A 25,528-nucleotide genomic window follows, 5' to 3' on the forward strand; every position below is an offset into this window, starting at 1 on the left:
TGTCCTGCAGCGTTTGCACATATCCTAAGATTATTCTCTATATAGCCCACGGCATACGCCTTAATAATGAAATGAGGTCTAATTTATGGATAATTCGTATTTTATTTATGGGGGAAAAAGGCTGAATGAAATATCGTTTCCGCTGGGAGGAATAGGTACGGGGTGTATAGGCTTGGCGGGAAACGGTCGGCTGATAGATTGGGAGATTCAAAACAGGCCCAATAAGGGCAGTTATAACGGATACTCTCATTTTGCCGTAAAAGTAGAAAAAGAAAATGAAGTAATAGACACGCGAATATTGAATGGTGATTTGCACCCGCCTTATTCGGGCAATTATGCCGCTTCTCATTTTAACAGCTTCGGTTTTGGGCCTCCAAGAGCCTATTTATCAGGCGTGCCGCATTTTAGGGATGTGGAATTTAAAGGGGAGTTCCCTATTGCAGAGCTGTCCTTTATAGACAAAACATTTCCGGGCAATGTGAAGATGACGGCATTTAACCCATTTATCCCGCTTCATGATAAAGATTCAAGTTTACCAGCAGCGTTCTTTGAGATATCTATAACCAATACTACAAATGAAACCCTGCATTACACTGTTGTTTCCTGTATGGGGAATGTGAATGGCGGATATAATGAGTATGCCAAAAAAGGACCGGCCCAAGGGATCAAGATGACTTGTATAGGTCTTACTCCGGATGATGTACGCTACGGAGATCTCACTGTTGCTACTGATATGGATGATGTAAGCTATCAGGAATATTGGTATAGAGGAAGCTGGTTCGATGATCTGGAAATATACTGGAGCGATTTAAATAAGCTTGGTAAATTTATCAATAGGAGCTATAAAGATAAAGGATACAGCAACGGAACAGGCTCGGGTAATGCGGTGGATATGAGCACTTTAGCGACACATTTTTCATTGGATGCGGGGCAAACTAAAAACGTGAGGTTTATTTTGACATGGTATTATCCCAACTGTGCCAACTACTGGTCTCAAAACAGCCAACAGAGTTGTTGCGGGTGCCAAACATCACAAAAAGGGCAATGGAAGAACTATTATGCGAGCTTGTTTGAAGACTCGTTTGCCTGTGCCCAATATTGCCTTAAAAATTGGGACCGATTGTATGAGCAAACTCTTTGCTTTAAAAATGCATTATTTTCATCAACACTTCCATCGGCCATTATAGATGCCGTATCAGCAAACCTATCGATACTTAAAACCCCTACGTGTTTGCGCCTGGAAGACGGATCATTTTATGGCTTTGAAGGATGTCATTGCGATAGCGGCTGTTGTGAAGGATCATGTACGCATGTATGGAACTATGCATATGCGTTGCCGTTTTTATTCCCCAAGCTGGAGCGTTCGATGCGTGAACTGGATTATAAATATAATATGCGAGAAGATGGGGGTATGTCTTTCAGGCTTCAACTTCCGCTTGGAAGCCCGCGTTCATCTTTCAGGCCATGTGCCGATGGCCAGTTCGGAGGAGTGATAAAGACATACAGGGAATGGAAAATTTCAGGCGATGATGAATGGTTGAAATCGCTGTGGCCGCGAGTAAAAAAATCTATCGAATATGCATGGGTTGATACCAATGAAGATCGCTGGGATCCGGAACAGAAAGGGGTATTGACAGGACGACAGCATCATACATTGGATATGGAACTCTTCGGGCCCAATTCATGGCTTACAGGTTTTTATCTTGCTGCCTTAAAAGCGGGAGCAGAGATGGCAAGTTATGTTGGTGATGAACAAGCCGCACAGAGATACACAGACATATTCCGTCGTGGTAAAGCATGGGCAGACTCCAACTTGTTTAACGGAGAATACTATTATCATCTGATTGATCTCCAGGATAAATCGATTCTGGAACGCTTCGATACTGATAAAACCGGTACTCTAATAGGGGATTCAACAATTAAAGCGTACTGGGATGAGGAAAGAGGACAGATCAAATATCAGGTAGGAGAAGGCTGCATTATCGACCAAGTACTGGCACAATGGCATGCCAATTTAATAGGGTTGGGAGAAATATTTGATCCGGGTAACACTCGAAAGGCTGTATATGCTGTCTATAAGAATAACTTTAAAAAGATGAGGGAAGTTTTCAATCCATGCAGAGTTTTCTCACTAAACGATGAAAGTGGCATGATAATATGCTCATATCCTGCAGGGCGGAAAAAACCAGCTATATCGGTGCCATATGCTCAGGAAACGATGAACGGTTTCGAATACCAAGCGGCGGAACATCTCATTCAGAAAGGATTTATAAGAGAAGGGGAAGAAGTGGTAAGGGCTATCCGCGAAAGATATGATGGCCAAAAGCGCAATCCATGGAATGAATTTGAATGTGGAAGCAATTATGCTAGGTCCATGGCAAGTTATGCGTTACTCCTGAGTTATTCGGGATTTGTATTCGATATGACCAAGCATCTTATAGGATTTAATCCGGTTATAGACGACACGCCGTTTCGGGTGTTCTGGTCCTTGGAATCTGGATGGGGAACTTTCGAAAGAACTGAAGATGGGGTTGAGTTAAAAGTTTTGTATGGATATTTGGATATAGCCACATTGCGTTTGCCTTTTATAAGAAACCGGCATATCGACTCGATTGCTTATGATGTGAATAAGGAAGCAAATTATCACAGGAATGAAGATGATATTGTATTTGACAGTACTGTAAAAATTGAAGCAGGTTCATCGTTGGCTATAAAGTTACGATCGTGAAGCCCCTATCGAAAGATCATTCTTTAATTCTGACTTCATTTATGATAACATGTTCATGCTGCTAAATATAGAAATACAAAGTTATATAAGATGGAGGATGAATTTTATGACGGACTATGTGGATTACGTAAATCCGTATATAGGTGCTATCGGGCATTTGCTTACAGCTACAGCTCCCACGGTTATGCTTCCTCACAGCATGGCGCAGGTATCTCCTGTTTTTACCCCAGGAGTAACTGACAGATATCTGGCCGATAGAATATTCGGTTTTCCTGCAGGAGCTGTTACTATCATGCCTTTTTGCGGAGGAAGGGAATCTGGGCAAGTCGCCTCATCGTTTGATCATGACTTTGAGACTGCGACGCCATATTATTATTCTGTACTGCTTGAGGACTATGGTATCATAACCGAGTACAGTGTCACCGCTCACGCTATATATTATCGTTTTACTTTCCCGCGTTCTTCAAATTCTCGAATACTCGTAAAAGGACTGAAGTCTGGCGACCTTGAAGTCACGAATTCCAAAATAATCAGAGGACACGGAGAACTTAAAGGCGTAAAGCATTATGTATATATGGAGTTTTCAAGAACATTTACAAATAAATCAACCTATCCGAATTCTGATGGAGAAGGGACTGATCTTGTTGTCGATTATAAAACGGAAGATAATGAGTGTATTGAGCTTAAAATAGGCCTATCGTATATAGATGTTGACCAGGCGTATCAAAATCTGATGAATGAAATACAGGACTGGAATTTTGAGCATGTAAAGAATAGCGCTAAAGAAACGTGGAATAAAGCATTGAGTTCTATAGAGGTAAAGGGTGGCACTCAAAAGCAGCTCGCCATATTTTATACCTCGCTTTACAGAGTCATGACGCGTATGGTAAATGTAACGGAATATGGCGGGTATTACAGCAATTATGATAAAAAGGTTCACGATAGCGAAGGCCATGATTTTTATGTGAATGATGGTTTATGGGATACGTATCGCTGTATGCACCCACTGCAGCTTATAATAGATTCGAAAAGGCAGATGGATATGATACGATCTTATTTGCACATATACGATAATACGGGGTATCTTCCGACATTTCCTGATCTGGACGAGGATCATCACGCCATGATCGGTAACCACGGTGCCGCTTTTATAACCGATACGTACATAAAGGGCTACGATGATTTCGACGTAGAAAAGGCCTATGAGGCGATGAGAAAGAATGCTTTGGAATGTACAAAACTGCCTTGGGGAAAAGGACCGCTTACCGAGCTGGATAAAATATATATGGAAAAGGGATTTTTCCCCGCACTCCGTAAAGGCGAGCAGGAAACGGTTAAGAAAGTACATCCGTTTGAAAGACGTCAGGCAGTATCCGTTACTTTGGAGCATTCTTATGATGACTGGTGCATAGCTCAGATGGCTAGAATATTAGGTAAAGAGCAAGACTATGAATATTTCTCGAAATCCAGTCGAAATTACAGGAATTTGTACGATGAGCGGATCGGATTCATGGCGCCTAAGGATGCCGATGGTCGATGGGTAGAAGATTTCGATCCAAAATTCGGCGGAGGACTTGGCGGCAGAGATTATACGACCGAGTGCAATTCGTGGGTGTATACCTTTCATGTGCAACACGATGTAGAAGGTTTGATAGACCTTATGGGCGGCAAAGAAAAATTTTCGGAGAGATTAGATTCCTTATTCAATGAGCAATACAATGGGTCTAAGTACTGGTTTTTAGCCCAATTTCCTGATTCCACAGGTTTGATAGGGCAATATCCCCAAGGCAATGAGCCTTCTTTCCATATACCTTACTTGTACAATTATGCTGGCCAACCTTGGAAAACGCAGCGCATTGTACGGCAGATAATGGACGTATGGTACGGCGACGGGCCGTTGGGCATATGTGGCGATGAAGACGGTGGGGCCATGTCCTCTTGGTATGTATTTTCTGCTATGGGATTCTATCCAGTATGTCCGGGCAAACCGGTTTATGATATAGGAAGTCCTATATTTGAGGAGATAAAGATACGTGTGGACGGGGATAAAGTCTTTACCATAAAAGCTGTGAATGCGTCTAACAAGAACAAGTATATCCAGTCTGCCGAGTTGAATGGCCAACCGTTGGATACGCCGTGGTTTGCACATAAAGATATCGTTGCCGGCGGTACATTGGTGCTGTATATGGGCGAGCGTCCAAATAAAGCATGGGGTGTATTAGAGAAATGAGGTCATAGAAGGCTGAACTTATATAATCCGCTACAGCGCAGATAGATAAGGCTAATGTGCCTTATCTATCTGCAACACTGTCAATTCCGGACGGTTAAATAGCCTAAGCGGTATGGGGTAATTGCCAAGACCTGCATTTACGTACAGATATGTATTGCCTAGTTTGAATAAACCTTTATCATATATATCTTTGTCAGATTTCAACTTGGGCAACACAACACCTTGATATGTTATCGGTCCTATAAACGGAAGCCGCACCATTCCGCCGTGTGTATCTCCAGAAAGTATGAGGTCTGCGCCCCAATTCGCAAAAACCTCTTTGTAAAAGATATGGCTCAGCAATATATTATATCTAGATTTATCCAGCGCGCCGAGCTTTTTAAAGGTATCTGAGGCTGATGAGTAGTATCCGGAAGTAGGATAGCCGTATATGCTGATCTCTGAGTCGCCTATCTTTATATCTGCCTTTTTGCAATCTAAAACAAATATGCCGGCATCTACGAAGTCGTCTAAGCTGCTTGTGTAAACACTGCCTTCGTGTTCGCCACGTGCGTAATACACGGGATATTTTTTTGACAGTGTTTTCAATAGCTTTAAAGCCCTTTTCCTGGCGCCTCCATTGCCTTTGTCGAACATGTCGCCCGTTACCGCTATGACGTCCGGATGCTGCCTGTCAATCATTTTTAATAAATAAGAGTTGTTGATGCCGAATATATATCCGTGGAGGTCTGAAATTTGTACTATAGTTATAGTATTATTTACTTTAGTGCTTTTAATGTGAGTGGTGGTGACATCAATTATAAAATTTTCAAAAAACCAGAAAACTATCAGTACAACAACTGCTATCAGTATTTTCTTTTTCTTGCGTTTCATATCATTTCCTTCCATCCTTGTTCTACGATAAATTGAAAAGTACGAGTATATTATAAATTAAGCAGTTCATTTTGTACAGATCTTAATTTGAGGGGCCATTCAAGTGCTATGACGCATAGGCGACGGTAAGGATTAGCTTCAAGGCGATTTTGTTACGGCTTAACATATATGTTAAGCCTTCTGTAAAAAGATAGCAGAAGCATCGGTATATGTCTGGAGCAGACCTTAGAACATTTCGTTGTACGCTCTGCAAGCGCAACGTTGAACAGACGTGGCCGAAGGCATGGAGGCAGGAGGCATGAGCCGGAGGCTAATTAGTTACCAAGCCTATAATATTACCTACTACGAAAATGGTTTATGCCATTTTCATTCGCGGTTGTGATCATAGGGTCATGAGGCGCTGAACAGTCATTATTTCAAAAATGTAAGGGACGAAATATAAATAGACTTGAAAATCTTATGCTAGAAGATTATCCTAAACAATCCAAACGGCATAAACAATATACGGTCAAATACATTTTTTATGTACAGCCTTATTATTTATTCCACTGTAATTCGCTGTTATAAAAATTATGAATTTAAGGATACTTATGAACCAAAATCCGTTTCTTTCGTCTTATATTTAGAAAAGACGAAATCGCAGGAGGATATTTGATGGAAATACATCTTGACGACGTGACCAAGGCATATCGCAGGGGTGCAAAGGCATTAGCCAGCGTGACGCTGGATATACAAAGCGGCGTATTCGGCCTGCTCGGACCGAACGGCCCGGCAAGAGCGCCATTATGAGAAAGTATTACTAAAGCCAATGACCATTGGATGTATCTACTTCCAACAATTGTGCAGATACTTTATTATAGCTTAAAGGGGATGAATGTGTGGTCGCTGTTTTGAAAAGAAGTTTTAAGCATTTATTTCGTTATCCGATTTCCACCATATATATTATTTTGGGTTTGCTCGTAGCTTTTATGGCATTGTTCGATGGGGTGAATATTTATAGCCAGGTATTGGGAAAAGCAAATGATGACGGGCAATATAACTATAAATACGCCATGTATCTGCAGATAGATACACAGGGAGGCGGCAAGAACAATATAAAAGACTTGATAAGCGACAGGAAGGTCAACGTGAAAATCTGTAATTTTGCTGTATGGCCAGAAGGCAGTAAAGGCATGCCTTACATGGACATTATTTTGACAAACAATGAAAAGGAGAAGTATGTGCTTAAAGAAGGCAGACTGCCCGATGATGCGGAGATAAAAGCCCGCGAAAATGTTGTTTTGGTAGGAGATTCATATTTGTCAAAGCTCACGCGAGATAATAAGGGCAACAGGTTTATAACCATCAACGGCAGCCGATATAAAGTGGTGGGTATTATGGATAACAATATTTCTCCCGCTTTTAGTGCTAATCTTGTTACATTTTACGAATGCTTGAGCGACGATATGAAGCAAAAAATATTGAATAGCCCTCACTTGGATTTGATGATTGAAAGCGATTCAGAGGATGTCTATCCTGTTTGCGAGCAGATCAAGGCCGATATTCTTAAAAGGGATCCTCAAGCCGTAATAGAAGGATATAAAGTGGATTATAAGGAGCAGCAAGCGGAAGCTGCGAAACTTCAACTGGCACAGTCACCGGTAAATATCTATTTTTTAATTTATTTTTTTGCAATTATTAACTGCATTATTGTCTCGGAATTTTGGATTGAGCAGAGGAAACGGGAAATTGCCATAAGGAAGGCGTTTGGCATGTCTAATTTACAGATAATTGGCATGCTGTTCAGGGAGATGTTGGGAATATCATGTTTTGCGGCAATATTATGCGTATTTTTGCAGATTATATTTTCCAAACTTATCGGCAATATTTTCAATATATATATTGGGGCTTCATTTGGCGACGTTATTACAATGATTGCTATGATTGTGGCGACATCGCTGGCGGTCATTCTGGTACCGGTATACAAGATAATAAATATGTCCCCGTCGCAGGCTGTTATTTCATAGGGAAAGGGTGACGATTATGAGATTTGCAAATGTGCTAAAATTTGTCATAAAGTTTTTGCTAAACCGCAAATTTATGACTTTATTAGTCCTGATAGTAAGCATAGTTTCTTTTATTTTGCTTGGACAGATGATAACGTACGCTTTTACAGGCCAGTATCATGCGAAAGAGATAGAGGATAAACTCAGTTATGGTATCGATAAGACTTGCCAGATCCAATTCCCCTATAAAGAAGAAACGAGCGAATTTAGAGACAAGGTGAATCAGCTCATAGCTTATGGCAATACGCTTGAGGGCGTCAAAGGCTGCGGGTATTATGATTTTTTCGGTGCCAGTTTTACAGAATTGGCGAATAATAAAAACTATATTGAAAAGAACGAGCTTCTTTATAAAAACACGCCGTATGGACGACATCCGGAAAGTTCGCAGGTGCTGTTCGTAATGGAGGGCATATCCGACCTGTGCAGGGTAAATGTAATAGAGGGCTCGGACGAATTTAAGCGCTGCGATGACGGTGCTTTGCCGCTGCTCGTGGGCTATGAGTACAAAGATATAGTTCCTATTGGCACCGAACTTACAAATGAAGATACGGGCACAAGATACAAGGTTACAGGGGTCATGGCAAAGGGCTCGAAATGGCTAGGTGATGTAGATTATCTGGGCACGGATACAGAGAAGTTGGATAATAAATTCGTCGCCATGTATGACCCAAAGTATATAGATGCCACTATGTCAGTATTGAGCTCACTGGACACGTGTTTTTGTATTGTTGAAGATGGAGCTGATATTAAAGGAATCAGCGATAAGATTTCGGCAAAGGCCAATGAGCTGAAACTGGGGGTTTTTTGTAAGCCTGTAAGGGCCGTATTGGACGAATACGAGGCGCCATATAAGGCGGACATGGGATTAAAAGTATTATTGGCAGTGATGTTTACCTTTTTTTCAATTTTGTCTGTATCATCATCGGAGACAGTATCCATATTATTTAGGAGGCCGGAATACGGTATTATGTATGCTAATGGCATGAGCACAGCCGATATAATCAAGATGGTAGTGGCAGAGAACATTTTAGTAGTTGCCGCAGCGTTTATTGTAGCTTATGGGTGGGAGAGCTATAGCCTTCTAAAAGATACAAGTCCGTTTAGAACTATAAAGCTTAGTATTCATAGGGAACTGGTTTCTGTATATCTGCTTGTTGTGGCGGCAGTTATCGTGGCAGTTTCATGCATTGTGCCCATTGCTATAATTAAAAGGCTGAAACCGGTGGAGCTTATTAAAGGGAGAGAATAGAATGATAAAGATAAAAAATTTAGTTAAGGTATACAAAGGAGAAACTTATGAGACAAGAGCACTCGACGGCATCGATTTGACCATTGAAGACGGCGAATTTGTAGCCGTCATGGGGCCATCAGGTTCAGGCAAATCTACTTTGTTAAATGTAATAGGCTGTATGGATACGTTGACGGAAGGAGAGTATTATCTGGATGATTATGAAATTCATAAATTGAAACTAAAAGAATTACATAAGGTGAGAAGAGAAAAGATAAGTTTCGTGTTCCAGCATTTCGCCTTAATGAGTAATTTTTCTGTGTATGAGAATGTAGAGGTGCCGTTGCTGGCTAAGAATGTAAATAAATCCCGTAGAAAGAAAATCGTTTATGAGAAATTAAAAATGCTTGGCATAGATAATCTTGCAGATAAATTGCCGACGCAGATATCTGGAGGACAACAGCAGAGGGCAGCTATAGCACGCGCGTTGACAAGCGATAATGATATTATATTGGCTGATGAACCCACAGGCGCTCTTGACAGAAAAACTGGCCAAGATTTAATGAATATGTTGACCGACATAAATGCATTAGGTAAGACGATTATCGTCGTAACGCATGATGATAAAGTCGCATCTGCTACGAAAAGAATTATAAATATAGTAGATGGGAGAATAACGGGAGATGAGAGAAATGCATAGTAAAAAGTTAATCATATTTGTGATGGCATTTTTGATAGTGATGTTATCGGCAGCGTGCCAAGCTAATGATGACCCGTATGGTAAAGAGATTCTGAATATGGAGCGAAATTTTGCTAAAAGTGAGTATGAAGAGCGGTACAAAACGTCATTTGATGAGATAACGGTTAAAAAGAAACACGTATATACTTTTGATTTTTCCGCTACTTTATCCAGCGGCAGTGCTAACATTTCCATCGTTGATGCCAATGATAATAAGCTGTGGGATAAAGAGATAAGAAGCGGCGATTACCAAGAAAAAGTATCATTAAGCGATATACCACCGGGTATTTGTAAAATAGTTATTGATATCAACGAAGATACAGAAGGCCATATAGCATATATAGTAAAGGAAAAGAAAAAATAAAGCTATAGGGAACGGCTTAAGCCATTCCCTATACACTCTATATGAAATCCTCCAGGAGCTGTTTAGCCTCCATTGGGTCCAAGGTGCGGTCTACCAAGGCGGGGCCATCTTTTAAGAAATCTACCTGATCTATATAAGTATCCCTAGGCACATTGTAAATTATACCAGTCGGAATTCTATCGCCCCATTCCATAGCGGTTTTAAGCGCATTGCTAAAATCGGTGGCGTCATAATTGTCGGGGAGGCGATACACGCGCTCTTTATACCATTGGAATGTATTTACCTTATTGAATGATACGCAAGGTTGCAGTATATCGATCATGGCGTATCCATTATAATTTATAGCGGCCTTCATAAGCTCGGTGAGCTGCGCGCGGTCGCCGGCGAAGCCTCTTGCCACAAATCCGGCGCCCATGGTCAAAGCAAGGAATAGAGGACGCACAGGTTCGGCTATCACGCCGTTGAACTGCAGCGATGTTTTTTGCCCTTTTTCAGTGGTAGGCGATGCCTGGCCCTTGGTTAAACCGTATATCTGGTTATCGTGTATGAAGTGCGCTATATTGACATTGCGGCGTATGCCATGTATAAAATGATTGCCGCCCTCCCCGTAGGTATCCCCATCGCCGCTTTCGGCTATCACGGTCAGGTTTTTATTAGACAGTTTTATAGCTGTTGCCGGCGGCACAGCTCGACCATGCAGTCCGTTGAAGGTATTTACGTTTATATAATGCGGCGTTTTGGCCGCTTGTCCTATGCCGGATGATATTACTACTTCGGATGGATCCAGGCCAAGTTGGTCCAATGCGTCTTTTAGCGAGGCCAATATGGCGAAGTTCCCACAGCCAGGACACCACGCCGTTTCATATGTTTCAAACATCAAGAACCTCTCCTTTCAATCTATCGTATATTTCTTCAGGGCTCCATATACGGCCATCGTATTTGAGCAGTTTCTTATCGCAGCTTATAAGGGCCTCCTGCCTTATTAAGCCATCTAACTGAGCGGTTGCGTTTTGCTCTAGGTCGACTATGAGCCTTGCTTTGGAAGCCAAGGCTGTCAAGCGCTTTGTCGGAAAAGGCCAAATATCGCCGAATACCAGCGCGCCTATGGATATGCCTTCATTTACAAGCTTGTCTATAGCTTCCTTCAGCGGGCCATGTAGCGATCCCCAGCTTACTATCAATATTTCAGGATTATCGTCGCCTAGGAGCTCTGGTTCTATTAGTTCTTGACGCAGCAGCTCTTCCTTTTTAAGGCGTTTGTTCACCATATTCGTCCTTATCTCGGCCGATTCGGTTATATGGCCATATTCGTCGTGTTCATCGCTGTCGACGTATATTACCTGGCCTTTTATGCTGCCGGGTATGAGGCGGGGTGATATGCCGCTATCCGTTAACTTATACCTTTTGTATTTTTCATCTTCGGCTATAGAACTGCCATCATCCAGATATCTATCTATAGAAATGCGCGAGAAGTCAAATGGCTTTATCGTTTGTGCATAGTCGGCCAGATACTGATCGCTCACCAATATAACTGGTATCTGATATTTTTCAGCTAAGTTGAAAGCTCTTGCGGTTTGGTAAAATGCGTCTTCGGGGTTGCGCACGGCTATGACCATTTTGGGAAATTCGCCGTGGCCGGCATGTATTATAAAGCGCAGATCAGACTGCTCGGTACGGGTTGGAAAGCCGGTGGCAGGCCCAGGACGCTGGATCTCTGCTATTACTATGGGCGTTTCGGTTATGCCGGCGAGACTGACGCCTTCTACCATGAGGGCAAAGCCGCCGCCTGATGAACCGGTCATAGCTCTTACGCCGGCGTAAGATGCACCAAGCGCCATATTTATGGCAGCTATTTCATCTTCGACCTGTTCCACCACTATGCCCATCTGGTTTGATTTTTGAGCCATGTACGTTATAAGGCTGGTCGACGGCGTCATGGGATAACCGCAGTAATAACGGCAACCGGCGGCTATGGCTCCCAAGGCGATGGCTTGATTGCCGTTTATGAATATATTATCGTCATTGCCTGGGGAATCCAGTTCGTATATTGTACTTACGGCATCATAGCCTTTATTAAGCGCCTGTATATTTGCATCGAGCACAGCGCCGGAGAATTCGCTGCTCAGCAACCTTTCAGCTTGAAGCATCGGTATACCGAAAAGCTTTAATAATGCGCCGGTTGCAACGGTATTTATAACGCGAGGATTACCTATATCAGCGGCTATTTTGGCCAATGGCAAGGCAATGATATTATCGGTTGATGGGCTTACTTTTTCATCGCATATAATCTTACCACCGCTTACCAACCGATTTTCATGCAGTTGTATGGTTTGCGAATCCAATGCTATTATGACATCCAGCTTGCTGGAATGGGAATAGATGGGTGTCGTGCTGAAGCGTATTTGGGTGAAATTATGTCCTCCTCTTACACGGGACATATAGTCTTTGTTAGAGAATACATAAAACCCGCTGCGCTTGAGCGTTTTTTCCAAAATGGTGGCTACCGTATCCATACCCTGACCGGCAGCTCCTCCTACCAATATATTGTGCTCCAATTGAGTACCTCCTTTGGTGAATAAATATTTCTTAATATATATTATCACAAAACAAACTATATTGCAGCAACTTAATGGATTTTTGTTTTTTGGCTTGTCGCTGACGGTCATTAAGAGGTATAATAGCGGTATCATATACAAACAGGAGGTTGGGATCGTGGATAGAGATATCGAAGGCATAGTGTCACAGATGACGCTGGAAGAAAAGGCTAGTCTGTGCTCGGGATTGGATTTTTGGCATACTAAGCCTGTAGAGAGGCTTGGCATTCCGTCTATTACGATGACCGATGGGCCGCATGGTCTTAGAAAACAGGCCGAAGAATCAGATCATTTAGGTATAAATCAAAGCATACCTGCAACGTGTTTTCCATCAGGAGCGGGGCTTGCATGTTCATGGGACAGAGAGCTCATAAAAAAGGTCGGCGAAGCGTTAGCTGAAGAATGCCTAGCCGAGGGCGTTTCTATAATACTGGGTCCTGCTGCTAACATAAAACGCTCGCCCTTATGCGGCAGAAATTTCGAATACCTTTCGGAAGACCCTTATCTCTCTTCTCAAATGGCGGCCAACCATATCAAAGGCGTGCAGAGTAAAGGCGTGGGTACCTCGCTAAAGCACTTTGCTGCCAATAATCAGGAACACAGGAGAATGTCGGTCGATGCCATAATAGATGAGCGTACGCTCAGAGAGATATACTTTGCCAGCTTTGAAACCGCTGTCAAGGAAGCTAAGCCATGGACCGTAATGTGTGCTTATAATAAAATCAACGGTACATACTGCTCGCAGAATGAGTATTTGCTTACAGAGGTGTTGAGGAAAGACTGGGGTTTTGAAGGCTCTGTGGTGTCTGACTGGGGTGCGGTTGATGAACGGGTCAAAGGATTGGTAGCGGGCTTAGATCTCGAGATGCCATCTAGCAACGGTATAAACGATAAAAAGATAGTAGAAGCAGTAAAAAGCGGCAAAATATCGGAGGAAGTGCTCGACAAAGCTGTTAGAAGACTTCTTAATGTGATATTTGAAGCTGTTGATAACAAGAAAGAAAATACAACTTATGATAAAAAAGTGCATCACGAGCTTGCCAAAAAAGTGGCCGAACAATGCATGGTCCTACTAAAGAACGAAGATAACATACTGCCGTTAAAACAAAAAGGGACCATAGCCGTTATAGGCGCATTTGCTAAAAACCCGAGATATCAGGGCGGAGGCAGCTCTCATGTAAATCCAACTGAAATCGATATACCTTATGAAAAGATAAAACAACTGGCTGGAGATGCCGAAGTGATATATACTGACGGCTATAAGCTGGACAGCGATGAAATGGACGAAGCGTTGCTAAACGAAGCGAAAGAAACTGCTGCAAGAGCCGATGTGGCGATTGTATTTGCAGGATTGCCGGAACGCTATGAATCGGAGGGCTACGACCGACCGCATATGCATATGCCTGATAACCACAATAAACTTATAGAGATCGTATCGGAGGTGCAGGCCAATACCATTGTTGTATTGAGCAACGGTGCACCTGTGGAGATGCCGTGGTTAAGCAATGTAAAGGGCTTGATAGAGGCTTATCTGGGAGGGCAGGCCTTTGGGGGGGCTATAGCGGATATACTGTTCGGTTATGCCAATCCGTGTGGCAAATTGGCCGAAACCTTCCCGCAAAAATTATGCCATAATCCGTCGTATTTGAACTTTCCGGGAGAAGGCGACAGGGTAGAGTATAGAGAAGGGTTGTTTGTCGGTTACAGGTATTATGATGTTAAGCAGATAGAGCCGCTTTTCCCATTCGGATATGGGTTGAGCTACACAAGCTTTGAATATAATGATATGTCGGTCGATAAAAAAGAGGTCAATGATACCGAGACGATTACGGTAAAAGTGAAGGTAAAGAATGTCGGGGAAGTGGCAGGCAAAGATATAATTCAACTGTATGTGCAAGACGTGGAGAGCAGCGTTATAAGGCCTAAAAAAGAGCTAAAGGGCTTTTGCAAGGTAGAGCTTGAGCCCGGAGAAGAAAAAGAAGTCGAATTTATGCTGGATAAAAGGGCATTTGCCTATTATAATACCGACGTAAAGGACTGGCACGTGGAAAGCGGCGATTTCGAGATATTAATAGGTAAATCTTCAAAGGATATAGTTCTCAGGGAAACTGTAAAGGTAAATTCTACGGTGCCTGTAAAGAAATACTATCATAGAAATTCATTATTGGGGGATATAATGGCAGACCCGCACGGGGCTGAGGTAATAAAACAACTTGCTGCGCAGTTTAATATACCTATGGGAGAAGGAAATGAGCCGTCCGATGATATGATGATTGCTATGATGAAGTATACACCTCTGAGGGCGTTGGTGGCATTTTCCGGCGGTATGTTCACCGAAGATATGATGAACATGCTGATAAGCAAATTAAACGAGCAATACTAATATGAGTTAAAAGTGTGCCCTGCAAGTGACTGAGATGGGGTATTGACATCTCAGCACATATCCAAAGCTGGTTTTAAAGCTGAACCCCAGCAATCAAAAATTGCTGGGGTTCAGCTTTATGATGCCTGCAATTATTTTTCAGTATTTTCTCGTTCGCCGCGATAACCGGGCAGATATTCCACAGTAGGTGTCTGGCGTACCGGCTGCGGATACAGATTCATGAGCTGGTATATTTCCTTTGGCATATTGGTATTTACATTTAGCCCAAGGCTTTTAGCAACGTCAACTGTGATAGGAAAGTCATGCGTCCAATTGCCCTGTGTCAATATTTTGGCTATACGTTGCTTATCATCCTTGGAGTATTGATCAGGCAGAATGTCTATTATACTGCCTTCTAACTGATTTATGGCTTTTTCTGCTATATTGGCAAGTATGAGGGTCTGGTCATCGATGGCCGATAGCGGTTTTTGTTTCAGTACATTGATAATGGATGGCGCCGGATATTGTCCTATCTGTGGGTCGACTGGCCCCAATACTGATTGCTCGCCCATTACTATTTCATCAGCAGCCAGGGCAATAAGCGTGCCGCCTGACATGGCATAATGGGGTACATATACGGTTGTTTTACCGGGATGCTTCTTGAGAGCACGGGCTATTTGAACAGCGGCTAAAGCCACCCCGCCGGGAGTATGCAATATGAGGTCTATCGGCAAATCCGGATCGGTCATCTGTATAGCCCGTATAACCCTTTCGGAGTCGTCTATGTCTATGTAGCGCATTACAGGAAAGCCCAGTATGCTCATGGTTTCCTGGCGATGTATCATAGCTATGACTCTGGAGTTATGCTTTTTTTCTATGTCATATATTAATCTTTGCCTGGAAGATTCCAACATCTTTTGTTTCATTACCGGCTGCAAAGCCGAGATTACTATGAATAGAAACAGTAAATCAAAGAACATACTCTATACCTCCTTTTGAAATATAAAATTACCATGGCCAATATTCATCGTCCCATATTGGGTAAGAATTCTTACGCCTTATGAATATCCTGTATAAAAGTACACCCCCCAAGAAACCGAATATATGTGCCCACCAGGCTACGCCGCCTACAGCCCTGCCTGCTATGCCCTCTATAATACCAGAATACAATTGGCTTATGAACCATACAAATAAGAATACAGCAGATGGAACATATATAAAAAACGGTATTATGAAAGGTATCAAGGTGATGATTCTTGAGTGAGGGAACAGCACAAAATACGCTCCCATTACTCCGGCTATAGCTCCTGATGCGCCAAGCGTAGGCACGGTAGAATTTGGGCCAGAGAGGAAATGAGCCAAACCGGCTATTAAGCCGCATAATATGTAAAATATAAGAAATCGGATGGCTCCCATTTTATCCTCTACATTATCGCCAAATAACCATAGCGACCACATGTTGCTTATTATATGCATCCAATTGCCATGCATGAACATGCTTGTGAATAGTGGTATATATGCTGCGGGGTTGTTTAAGGATTCAGCCAAACGCGCAGGAATAAAGGCATATTGATATACAATGGCTAGAGCCTGCCTGTCTGGCAATGAGGATTGGTATAGAAATACTATGGCGTTTATTATTATTATAGCCCATGTCATTATCGGCGTATGTTTACTGGGGATGGTATCTCTAAGCGGGATCATGTTGCAATCGCCTGCCTTTCCTCTTTTGGTTAATATTATTATATATCCGGCTTTGCTTATATGCAAGCTATAATAGGCTGGATATCATTGAAACATGAATACGAACATAAGCACGGTAAGCGCTATTGTAAATATTACGGTTATCCATGCTATTGTATTATAAATCGCGGAATTTACATATTCACCCATCAGACGGCGGTTATTCGTAAGCTTAAGCATGTATATCAGTATTACAGGGACCAATATACCGTTTATGACTTGAGCTATAAGCATTATATGCACGAGCAGTTGGCTGGAAAACAACACTATGCACGCACCTATTACGATAAGCACGGTGTACAGTATAAAGAACACAGGCGCATCTTCAAACTTATTGTCAAGACCGCTCTCCCATCCAAACGCCTCGCATATAGCATATGATGTAGACAGGGGTAGTATAGCCGCTGCCATAACTGAGGCCCCGAACAATCCTATGCCGAATACTATAGGGGCATACGTACCCACAAATGGTTTAAGAGCAAGCGCTGCATCTTTTGCGGATTCTATAGTTATGCCGTGCGGATATAGTGCCGAGGCAGTGCTTAATATTATGAAAAACGCTATCACGTCGGCCACTATGGCCCCCAATATGGTATCTATTCGCTCATAAGAATAATTCTTAATCGTTATTCCTTTATCCGCTATAGATGACTGAAGATAAAACTGCATCCAAGGGGCTATGGTCGTGCCAACCGTGCCGACAAACAATGTTAAAAAGTTGGAATTCCATTCCACTGTGGGCATAAAAGTATGGCGAGCGACCTCGCTCCAATCGGGTTTGGCCATAAATCCAGCCACTATATATGACAGCAGCAACATAGAAAAGGCTATGAACACCTTTTCCACTGTTTGATAAGTGCCCTTCAATACTAATAGCCATATTATAAGCGCCATTACGGGTACAGATACATATTTCGATATATTGAATAATTCCAAGCTGGCCGCGATGCCGGCAAACTCAGAGGTAGTAACGGCTACATTAGCGGTAAAAAGCGTCAGCATAGCAAAAAACGTTGATTTAACGCCGAACTGCTCGCGTATTAGATCAGATAAACCCTTTCCGGTTACAGCTCCCATACGTGCTGCCATCTCTTGGACGATGATAAGGCTAAAGGTCATGAGGAATATGGCCCATAGCATTTTATATTGCAACTCAGCACCGACCATAGCATATGTGGTGATGCCACCGGCATCATTGCCGGCGCTGGCGGCTATAATGCCTGGGCCCAATATAGTGAGGAAAACGAGCACTTGTTTGTTAGCAAGCTTTTTCTTAAGTTTCATGCATGTTTCCTCCTTCTTGGCAAAAATACCTCGTCTATAATATCGTTTATAATGGCTACACCCACCAGGACCATATCATCATCGACTACAGGAACAGCTAAAAGATCATACTTGGTTACAACCTCGGTCAGATCATATATACCGTCGGTATCGCGAACGTATATGACGTTGGGATCCATTATATCTTTTAGCAGTCTGTCCGGTGGAGCCACTACAAGATCGCGCAGCGATACCACGCCTATAAGGTGTTCATCTTTGTCTATAACATATAGATAATAAGCCTCATCTGGAGATGGTTGAATAAGGCGCAGTTGATCTATAGTTTGCTGCGCTGTTATATCAGGCGGAAAGGCGATGAAGTCAGTGCTCATCATGCTGCCCACAGTCTTGTCTTCATACTCCATCAGTTCTTTTATCTCTTCGGAGTCTTCTTTATCCATGCGCTCCAGCAGTTTTTGAGCGCGTTCTTCGTCGAGTTCCTCTAATATGTCAGCAACTTCATCAGCAGGCATATTTTCGAGGATGTTTGATGCCTCTTCCTCGCTCATATTTTCTATTATATTTACCTGTACATCAGGCTCTATTTCTTCTAAAGTATCGGCTAGCGTTTGCTCGTCCAAAGCATGAAATACCGCAGAACGATAGTGACTATCCAGGTCTTCTATTATATCGGCTATATCCGCCGGATGAAGCTGCCTTAGTTTCTTATATGGTACAGCCAGCTTGAGATGGCGCTCTTCAGATACAATCGGTTCCACATTATCCCAGGCTATTATATTATCACCTAGGGGTATGTGCAGCAACTTGCATAAGAATTTAATCGGGCGCTCTATGCCCAGGCGCCGGAGCAGACCGGAAAAGCCTATATCCACACCTATTATAACTATTTTTTGGCTTATAAACGTTGCTTTTAAGTCGTTTACCCTTACTACCTTTCTGCCATTTACATCTACTATCTGTTTGTCCATAATATCCTGTGCTATATATAGGATATCTTCCGGTAAAGGCGAATGATGTATCTTGTTGAGTATGATAGCATCCTTTTTTACAACGTTTATATCAGCATCTAGGACCAGTATCACTTTAGGACCAGCCGATATGACAATAGAGGTTACTATCGGTGGTTCCTTATATATAGAGGCTATAGCATCCTTTAACTTACCTATATACGTGCCTTGCTGCGTGAATACTGGTTTACCTACCAATTGGCTGAAAAACATATCTTGCATTTATTACACCACGCTTTCTATTTTATTATTGCCTCACCTCCTCGTAAAGATGAGGCGGGATATACTTGTATAATTTTCCAGGACCACCGTCGTCCTGCATAGTTCCCACCACCCTTTAAAAATATATTTTAATGTGCAAATGTTTCAGATATATGATACTATAAATATGATAACATGGCTTTATATGTTATACAATAGAGATTATGATATTTACTTTATCGGGGGGAATAGTGATGAGCGACAAGATAAATTGGGGCGTGCTAGGGTGTGCCCGCATAGCAGTGGAAAAGGTTATTCCTTCTATGAAACTATCGCGGCATTCACAATTTTATGCCATAGCCAGCCGCGATAAATCCAGGGCCGATCGCATAGCCGACAGGTTGGGAGCGTCTAAAAGTTACGGAAATTATGATGAGCTGTTGTCTGACCCGGATATACAGGCGGTTTACATACCACTGCCCAATCATTTGCACGAAGAGTGGACCATTAAAGCGGCTCAAAGGGGCAAACATGTTCTATGCGAGAAGCCTATGGGTATTACAGCTATGGCTTGTCGGCGCATGATAGATGTCTGCCGTGATAACGGCGTGTATCTTATGGAAGCTTTTATGTACAGGCTCCATCCGGCTACCCAAAAGGTAAAGCAGCTCATAGACCAAGGCGTCATAGGCGAAATAAGGCTATTTGAAGGCTTGTTTTCGGGAATGTTTGCAAACGATAAAGATTACAGGATGTATAAAGAATTCGGCGGTGGTTCGCTATATGATGTGGGCTGTTATGCTGTCAATGCAGCCAGATATTTTATAGGTAAAGAACCGCTATCAGTATTTGCTCATGCACGCAACCGCAACGGCATAGATATAGACACGTCGGTATCGGCTGTAATGATGTTCGATGACATGGCCATAGCATCCATTTACAGCGGATTCGATAGCAGCGATGTTAATAGGTATTCTATTATAGGGACTGAAGGGGTTATAGATGTTCCCAGCGGTTTTGCTTTCTGGCCGGTAGGCGATGTTAATTTTGTTGTGACGGTAGGCGGCAAATCACAGCCTATAGTTATTCCTGCTATAAACCAGTACGTATGCGAATTGGATGAATTCTCTACAGCTATACTAGATGGTCGGCCGCTGACGCTGGATGTCGAGGATGCATATAAAAACGCCAGAGTTATAGAGGCATTGCATTTGTCGTGGAGGAATAATGCTGTAGTGAACATAGAATAAGCTAAAAAGAGGAGATCATCATGGAGGAAAGAAATAATTATCTGTATTACTTTATATCTTTCTATGCATTGAGTTATATGGTGAATGCTGTATACGGCACTTTTATGCCGGTGTATTTGGATCATATAGGATATGGGCAGACGGCTATAGGGACACTATTAGCGCTGGGGCCTTTTATAGCCATGATAGCGCAGCCTGTATGGGGCATAGCGGGGGATAGGGCCAAGGCCAAAAATATAATTCTGCAGACATTGCTTCTAGGCAGTGCTATAAGCATAATAATGTATCCATTATCCGAAAGCTTTTATTATCTCGTATTTATAATGGCTATGTATACTTTTTTCCAAACATCGATTGGGCCTTTGATAGATGCTATAACGCTGGAATACATAGAAAAAACTCACTGGAAGTTTGGCCTGATACGAATGGCTGGTACCATCGGCTTCGCCGTTATGTCGGTTGTGGCAGGTGCTATAGCTAAAAGATATATAAGTGCCATATTTGTGCTGTGCTTTGCTGTTATAATACTAAATTTTATAATATCCTTTTTTCTACCGAAAGTTAAAGGATATCAATTCAATGCACCCAAAGTAGCTATATGGGAGTTGTTCAAAAACCGAGAATTGGTACTGTTAATGATTTTTAACCTTGTAATACAAACCACGCTGGGTTTCTATTACGCTTTTTTTCCAATATACTTTAGGAGTATGGGTGGCGATAATGCTCTATTAGGATGGGCTATGTTTATATCGGCCATGAGCGAGATACCGTTTTTACTCTTTGCCGATAAAATATTGAATAAAATAGGCGTATATTATACGCTGCTTGGCTCCGGTGTTGTGGCCGCCGTACGGTGGTTGATACTTCATTTCGTTACAAATCCCTATGTAGTGCTGCCACTGCAAGCGTTACACGGGCTTATTTTTATCGTATTATCTATTGCTTTAGCTACATACATAAACAGAGAGGTGCCAAAAGCGTTGAGAGCATCAGGCCAAACGATGAATGGGCTTATAGGCATGGGCTTATCGCGTATTATAGGAAGCATGTTGGGCGGAGCTTTGAGCGATATGGTTGGTATAAGGCAGGTATTCCTTTACAGTTCATTGCTAGCATTTGCAACTGTGGCGGCCTTTGGTTTCATTTTTGCAAATGGTGGCAGGCATAGCCAAGCTTGATTATTTTAAGTGTATTATGTCGTTTTGATCTATCGAGGCTATGAGCCGCTCATTTTCATAGAATTCTATGATGTAGCCGGATAAATCCATTGCGTTTGTTTTAGCTACACAATAAGGGTATGTTAGAGTATTATTTATTTCCTGATTTATGGTTGGATTGATATATTCTACCTCTACGCGAATGGTGGCAACATGGTCATTATTGGTTTTATATATGTTGGTTATATTGACGTCATAACCATCGGTAGGCATAACGCCCCTGTTTACGACAAAATATGTATAGTGAGCATCTTCAAATACAGCGACGGTTTCATAATGCTTATTTTCATCTAAGAAAGCGTCTATTGCCTTTGGCAGTTGGTCGGGCTGTGTCAAGGTAAAGCTTAGCATATCGCCGGTAGCTTCGACGGCGCAGCCTACGGATATTATTAATATTATACCTGCGAGTAAAGCTATAGATAACAACTCTCTTAACATCATCAAAAAGCACTTCCTTACATATTCTTATTTTATTATAGAAGAAAGTTTTTACAAAATAATTAACATTCTTTACAAAATTATTGCATTCCTATTTTCTTTCTATGAATTTTTATAAATATTGTGTATAATATTGGGGAGGTGATGTAGAACATGGGGAAAGATTTTATACCATACTTAAATGAGCATTTTGTCATATTTGATGGCGCTATGGGTACCATGTTGCAACAAAAAAAGGCTGGTATTGATAGATGCCCGGAGGAGCTGAATATCGCGGATCCGGATGTGATAATATCTATACATAAGGCCTATAAAAATGCTGGCAGCGATGTGATAGAAACCAATACCTTCGGAGCCAATGCGCTAAAACTTGCCAGGTGGGGATTATCTGCACAGGCAGACGCTATAAACGCCGCAGCCGTCAAATTAGCCAGGGACGTTATGGGCGATGATGGATGGGTTGCGGTTTCTGTGGGGCCTACGGGGCATTTGATGAGACCGTTCGGTGACCTTTCGTTCGATGATGCATATAATGCATTTAAATCTCAAATATTAGCAGCAGCTTCAGCAGGAGCTGATATAATATGTATAGAAACCATGTCCGATATAAATGAGGCCCGCGCTGCTATATTAGCGGCCAAAGAGAATACCGGTTTGCCGATAACAGCCACTATGACGTTTGAAGCCAACGGCAGGACGCTGATGGGAAATGATGCCGTCAGCGCGACTTTAGCCTTGGAGTCGGCGGGTGCTGATGTGGTGGGCGTGAATTGCTCGGGCGGTGTAGAAGTGGCATATGAAGCTATAAAGCAAATGGCTGATTACAGCTCAGTGCCTCTCATGGCCCAGCCCAATGCCGGTATGCCGCATGACCAGGACGGTATTACGGTATATCCTTTGGGTCCTGAGGAAATGTTACGATGGATGGATGACTTTGCCAAGGCTGGCGCTGCTGTACTGGGCGGTTGTTGCGGTACCACACCTGAGCATATAAAGCTTTTAGCCGATAAATTTAAGGGTCGAAAGCGTTCGCCCGCTGTTAATCCAAAGATGACTAATATTATCTCTTCCGGCTCTAAGAGCGTAGATGTTAGCAGGATAGAATCTTTATGCGAGATAAATGTAGCTTGCGACGATCCGACCTCATCAGTCATGAATGCTGTATCCGAGGCTGCTGATGCCATCGTACTGGATTTTACAGCATGGGATGGCAGCGAAAGCGATGTCTATGAACTGTTGAACGATATAACGTCTCTATGCAGGATACCGCTGATATTTAAAAATGCACGTTATGATATATTGGCTTGGCTATTGAGATATTATGGAGGTGTAGCCGGTGTCATAGGGGATGCGGATAGAGCGCTGGTCAATAGATATAAGGCCGTGATAATGTGATGGTGAGATGAGTATGGTAGATGTAGGACAGCTTGACTATATATTGAAGAACGTTGTAAATACGATAAAGCAAAGCCAGCAGCAAATAAATTATATAAACGAAGAGGCGTTGAAAGAATGGAACGAACTACAGCAGCGCTTGGTCGATATACAATGCCAGATAAGGCTTATTATAGATGAAGTGGACAGCCTGGAGAAGTTGCTGCGCAAAAGCCGGCAGCGTCTGGCCCAAGTCAGTAAGAATTTTCAGATATTCAGTGAAGAAGAGGTAAAGGCCGCCTACGATGAAGCTAGTGAACTCCAGTTGAAGCTGGCATTAAAAAGACAGCTCGAAAAGCAGCTTCAGGAGCAGAGAAAGGATATAGAACAGCGGGTAAAAAGGGTTAAAGATACGCTGGAAAAGGCCGATAGAATAAGCAGCCAGATCGCTGCGGCCCTTGCCTTGATAACCAGCGATCTAAGTGATATCGCTAACGAACTGCAGGATATGCAGTTTAAGGAATTTATGAACAACCGCATAATAATGGCTCAAGAAGAGGAGAGGCAGCGCCTGGCCCGGGATATACATGACGGGCCTGCGCAATCCATGAGCAACCTGCTATTAAAAGCAGAGCTGTGCGATAGACTGCTGGATACCGATGTTCGAGCGGCTCATAATGAGCTTTCGGAATTGAAAAATATGATACGCAACAGCCTCAGCGAAATACGCAAGGTTATATTCGATCTTCGTCCCATGTCATTGGACGATCTAGGCCTTATACCCACACTTATGCAATACGTCGAAGATTTTGAGAAAGAAAGCGGTATAACGGTGGATCTGAAGATTAAGGGCAATCATACCGTTGCGTTGAAATCGATTGTAGAAGTGGCAGTTTTCCGTGTGATACAGGAAGCTTTGAATAATGTAAGAAAGCATTCCCATGCTAAGAATGTTCTTATATACCTAGAATTTTTAGATAAAATGCTGAATATAAGGATAAACGATGATGGCGTGGGGTTTGATTCAAAAACCATATTAAAGACAGAGGAGAGGGAACATGCTGCGGGTTTTGGGCTTTACAGTATGAAAGAGAGGGTTACGTTGCTAAACGGTAAATTTGATATAATAACCTCTCCGGGAGAAGGTACGACTATTTTTGCATCTATACCGATAGAAAGGGAGCACAAAACCAATGGATAAAATAAAGGTTATGATAGCAGATGACCACCCGCTTATGCGGCAGGGCCTGGAACGCATATTGTCTTTGGAGCCTGATATAGATGTCATAGCGCAAGCCGCCAACGGCTCTGAGGTTATCGAAAAAACGAAATCCATAATACCAGATGTTATACTTATGGATATAAATATGCCGGTTATGAACGGATTAGAGACTATTAAAGTGCTAAAAAGCAATAAATGTCCGTCTCGCATTATAATGCTTACTGTTCATAATGATAAGCAGTATCTTTTGGAAAGCCTTAAATTAGGGGCTTGTGGATATATCCTAAAGGATGCCGAAGTCGATCAGCTTGTAGAGGCTATACATAAAGCATATCGAGGGCAGCTATATGTACAGACCGAGATGGCCAATCCTGTTTTAAAAGAGGATCAAGCCAGCCCGCTATATGGCTTCAATGTAGGGATACGATATGATGACGACCTGACGCAAAGGGAACGGGAGGTTTTGGCCCTTGTTGCAAAGGGATTGAGCAATGGAGAGATAGCCAAAAAGCTGTTTATAAGTGAGAAAACTGTAAAAAACCATCTTTCCAGCATATTCAGAAAGCTCAATGTATCGGACAGAACCCAAGCCGCGGTATATGCCATAAAACATGGCTATAATTAACTTG

21 protein-coding genes are annotated in these 25,528 nt (G+C 42.4%); 13 read left to right on the top strand and 8 right to left on the bottom strand.

Annotated features, from left to right (window positions below; genetic code table 11):
* Positions 1 to 85 precede the first annotated feature (85 nt).
* Both MAHAU_RS03115 and MAHAU_RS03120 read left to right on the top strand, forming a co-directional pair.
* Positions 86 to 2,728: a GH116 family glycosyl-hydrolase gene (locus MAHAU_RS03115; protein ID WP_013780269.1), complete on the top strand. Its 2,643-nt coding sequence runs from the start codon at positions 86 to 88 to the stop codon at positions 2,726 to 2,728.
* Between the two features lie 106 nt (positions 2,729 to 2,834).
* Positions 2,835 to 4,958 carry a GH92 family glycosyl hydrolase gene (locus tag MAHAU_RS03120; RefSeq protein WP_049783332.1) on the top strand — a complete coding sequence of 708 codons (2,124 nt, stop codon included), beginning with the start codon at positions 2,835 to 2,837 and terminating at the stop codon, positions 4,956 to 4,958.
* Positions 4,959 to 5,009: 51 nt separating this feature from the next.
* On the opposite strand, the gene MAHAU_RS03125 is transcribed toward MAHAU_RS03120, so the two are convergent.
* Positions 5,010 to 5,831, bottom strand: coding sequence for a metallophosphoesterase (locus tag MAHAU_RS03125; RefSeq protein WP_013780271.1), 822 nt, complete (start codon positions 5,829 to 5,831; stop codon positions 5,010 to 5,012).
* Between the two features lie 654 nt (positions 5,832 to 6,485).
* On the opposite strand from MAHAU_RS03125, the gene MAHAU_RS16015 reads away from it, so the two are divergent.
* The 5 genes from MAHAU_RS16015 (at position 6,486) to MAHAU_RS03145 (ending at position 10,207) form a co-directional block, all read left to right on the top strand.
* Positions 6,486 to 6,620, top strand: coding sequence for an ABC transporter ATP-binding protein (locus MAHAU_RS16015; protein WP_013780272.1), 135 nt, complete (start codon positions 6,486 to 6,488; stop codon positions 6,618 to 6,620).
* Positions 6,621 to 6,709: 89 nt separating this feature from the next.
* On the top strand, positions 6,710 to 7,837 hold the full coding sequence (locus MAHAU_RS03130) for an ABC transporter permease (RefSeq protein WP_013780273.1): 1,128 nt from the start codon (positions 6,710 to 6,712) through the stop codon (positions 7,835 to 7,837).
* Positions 7,838 to 7,853: 16 nt separating this feature from the next.
* On the top strand, positions 7,854 to 9,125 hold the full coding sequence (locus MAHAU_RS03135) for an FtsX-like permease family protein (RefSeq protein WP_013780274.1): 1,272 nt from the start codon (positions 7,854 to 7,856) through the stop codon (positions 9,123 to 9,125).
* A gap of 1 nt (position 9,126) precedes the next feature.
* Positions 9,127 to 9,804, top strand: a complete 678-nt coding sequence (locus tag MAHAU_RS03140; RefSeq protein ID WP_013780275.1) for an ABC transporter ATP-binding protein — start codon at positions 9,127 to 9,129, stop codon at positions 9,802 to 9,804.
* On the top strand, positions 9,797 to 10,207 hold the full coding sequence (locus MAHAU_RS03145) for a hypothetical protein (RefSeq protein WP_013780276.1): 411 nt from the start codon (positions 9,797 to 9,799) through the stop codon (positions 10,205 to 10,207). Before MAHAU_RS03140 ends, MAHAU_RS03145 begins: the two co-directional genes overlap by 8 nt.
* Positions 10,208 to 10,244: 37 nt before the next feature.
* Here MAHAU_RS03145 and MAHAU_RS03150 read toward each other — a convergent pair whose 3' ends face one another.
* Both MAHAU_RS03150 and MAHAU_RS03155 read right to left on the bottom strand, forming a co-directional pair.
* Positions 10,245 to 11,084, bottom strand: coding sequence for a 2-oxoacid:ferredoxin oxidoreductase subunit beta (locus tag MAHAU_RS03150; RefSeq protein ID WP_013780277.1), 840 nt, complete (start codon positions 11,082 to 11,084; stop codon positions 10,245 to 10,247).
* Positions 11,077 to 12,762: a 2-oxoacid:acceptor oxidoreductase subunit alpha gene (locus MAHAU_RS03155; RefSeq protein ID WP_013780278.1), complete on the bottom strand. Its 1,686-nt coding sequence runs from the start codon at positions 12,760 to 12,762 to the stop codon at positions 11,077 to 11,079. Before MAHAU_RS03155 ends, MAHAU_RS03150 begins: the two co-directional genes overlap by 8 nt.
* Positions 12,763 to 12,952: 190 nt before the next feature.
* On the opposite strand from MAHAU_RS03155, the gene MAHAU_RS03160 reads away from it, so the two are divergent.
* Positions 12,953 to 15,184, top strand: coding sequence for a glycoside hydrolase family 3 C-terminal domain-containing protein (locus MAHAU_RS03160; RefSeq protein WP_083809936.1), 2,232 nt, complete (start codon positions 12,953 to 12,955; stop codon positions 15,182 to 15,184).
* Between the two features lie 131 nt (positions 15,185 to 15,315).
* On the opposite strand, the gene MAHAU_RS03165 is transcribed toward MAHAU_RS03160, so the two are convergent.
* From MAHAU_RS03165 to MAHAU_RS03180, 4 genes are all read right to left on the bottom strand, one after another.
* On the bottom strand, positions 15,316 to 16,143 hold the full coding sequence (locus tag MAHAU_RS03165; protein ID WP_013780280.1) for an SDH family Clp fold serine proteinase: 828 nt from the start codon (positions 16,141 to 16,143) through the stop codon (positions 15,316 to 15,318).
* A gap of 28 nt (positions 16,144 to 16,171) precedes the next feature.
* Entirely contained in the window at positions 16,172 to 16,867 is a 696-nt protein-coding gene (locus tag MAHAU_RS03170; RefSeq protein WP_013780281.1) for a rhomboid family intramembrane serine protease, read from the bottom strand.
* Between the two features lie 84 nt (positions 16,868 to 16,951).
* Entirely contained in the window at positions 16,952 to 18,190 is a 1,239-nt protein-coding gene (locus MAHAU_RS03175; protein ID WP_013780282.1) for an Nramp family divalent metal transporter, read from the bottom strand.
* Positions 18,187 to 19,419, bottom strand: coding sequence for a magnesium transporter MgtE N-terminal domain-containing protein (locus MAHAU_RS03180; protein WP_013780283.1), 1,233 nt, complete (start codon positions 19,417 to 19,419; stop codon positions 18,187 to 18,189). The genes MAHAU_RS03175 and MAHAU_RS03180 overlap by 4 nt, the downstream gene beginning before the upstream one ends.
* 233 nt (positions 19,420 to 19,652) lie before the next feature.
* Here MAHAU_RS03180 and MAHAU_RS03185 point away from each other — a divergent pair, with 233 nt between their 5' ends.
* Positions 19,653 to 20,648, top strand: coding sequence for a Gfo/Idh/MocA family protein (locus tag MAHAU_RS03185; protein ID WP_013780284.1), 996 nt, complete (start codon positions 19,653 to 19,655; stop codon positions 20,646 to 20,648).
* A gap of 20 nt (positions 20,649 to 20,668) precedes the next feature.
* Positions 20,669 to 21,826, top strand: coding sequence for an MFS transporter (locus MAHAU_RS03190; RefSeq protein ID WP_013780285.1), 1,158 nt, complete (start codon positions 20,669 to 20,671; stop codon positions 21,824 to 21,826).
* On the opposite strand, the gene MAHAU_RS03195 is transcribed toward MAHAU_RS03190, so the two are convergent.
* Complete coding sequence (locus MAHAU_RS03195) at positions 21,827 to 22,306, bottom strand: protease complex subunit PrcB family protein (protein ID WP_013780286.1); 480 nt, start codon at positions 22,304 to 22,306, stop codon at positions 21,827 to 21,829.
* A 150-nt stretch (positions 22,307 to 22,456) separates the two neighbouring features.
* Between MAHAU_RS03195 and MAHAU_RS03200 the strand changes: the two genes are divergently transcribed.
* The 3 genes from MAHAU_RS03200 to MAHAU_RS03210 are packed head-to-tail and all read left to right on the top strand — an operon-like array spanning position 22,457 to position 25,524.
* Positions 22,457 to 23,698, top strand: a complete 1,242-nt coding sequence (locus MAHAU_RS03200; protein WP_013780287.1) for a homocysteine S-methyltransferase family protein — start codon at positions 22,457 to 22,459, stop codon at positions 23,696 to 23,698.
* Between the two features lie 13 nt (positions 23,699 to 23,711).
* Positions 23,712 to 24,878, top strand: coding sequence for a sensor histidine kinase (locus MAHAU_RS03205; RefSeq protein ID WP_013780288.1), 1,167 nt, complete (start codon positions 23,712 to 23,714; stop codon positions 24,876 to 24,878).
* Positions 24,871 to 25,524 (top strand): response regulator, encoded by a 654-nt coding sequence (locus MAHAU_RS03210; protein ID WP_013780289.1) that lies wholly within the window; start codon positions 24,871 to 24,873, stop codon positions 25,522 to 25,524. Before MAHAU_RS03205 ends, MAHAU_RS03210 begins: the two co-directional genes overlap by 8 nt.
* Positions 25,525 to 25,528: the final 4 nt, after the last annotated feature.

This window comes from Mahella australiensis 50-1 BON (assembly GCF_000213255.1).
Lineage (GTDB): Bacteria > Bacillota > Clostridia > Mahellales > Mahellaceae > Mahella > Mahella australiensis.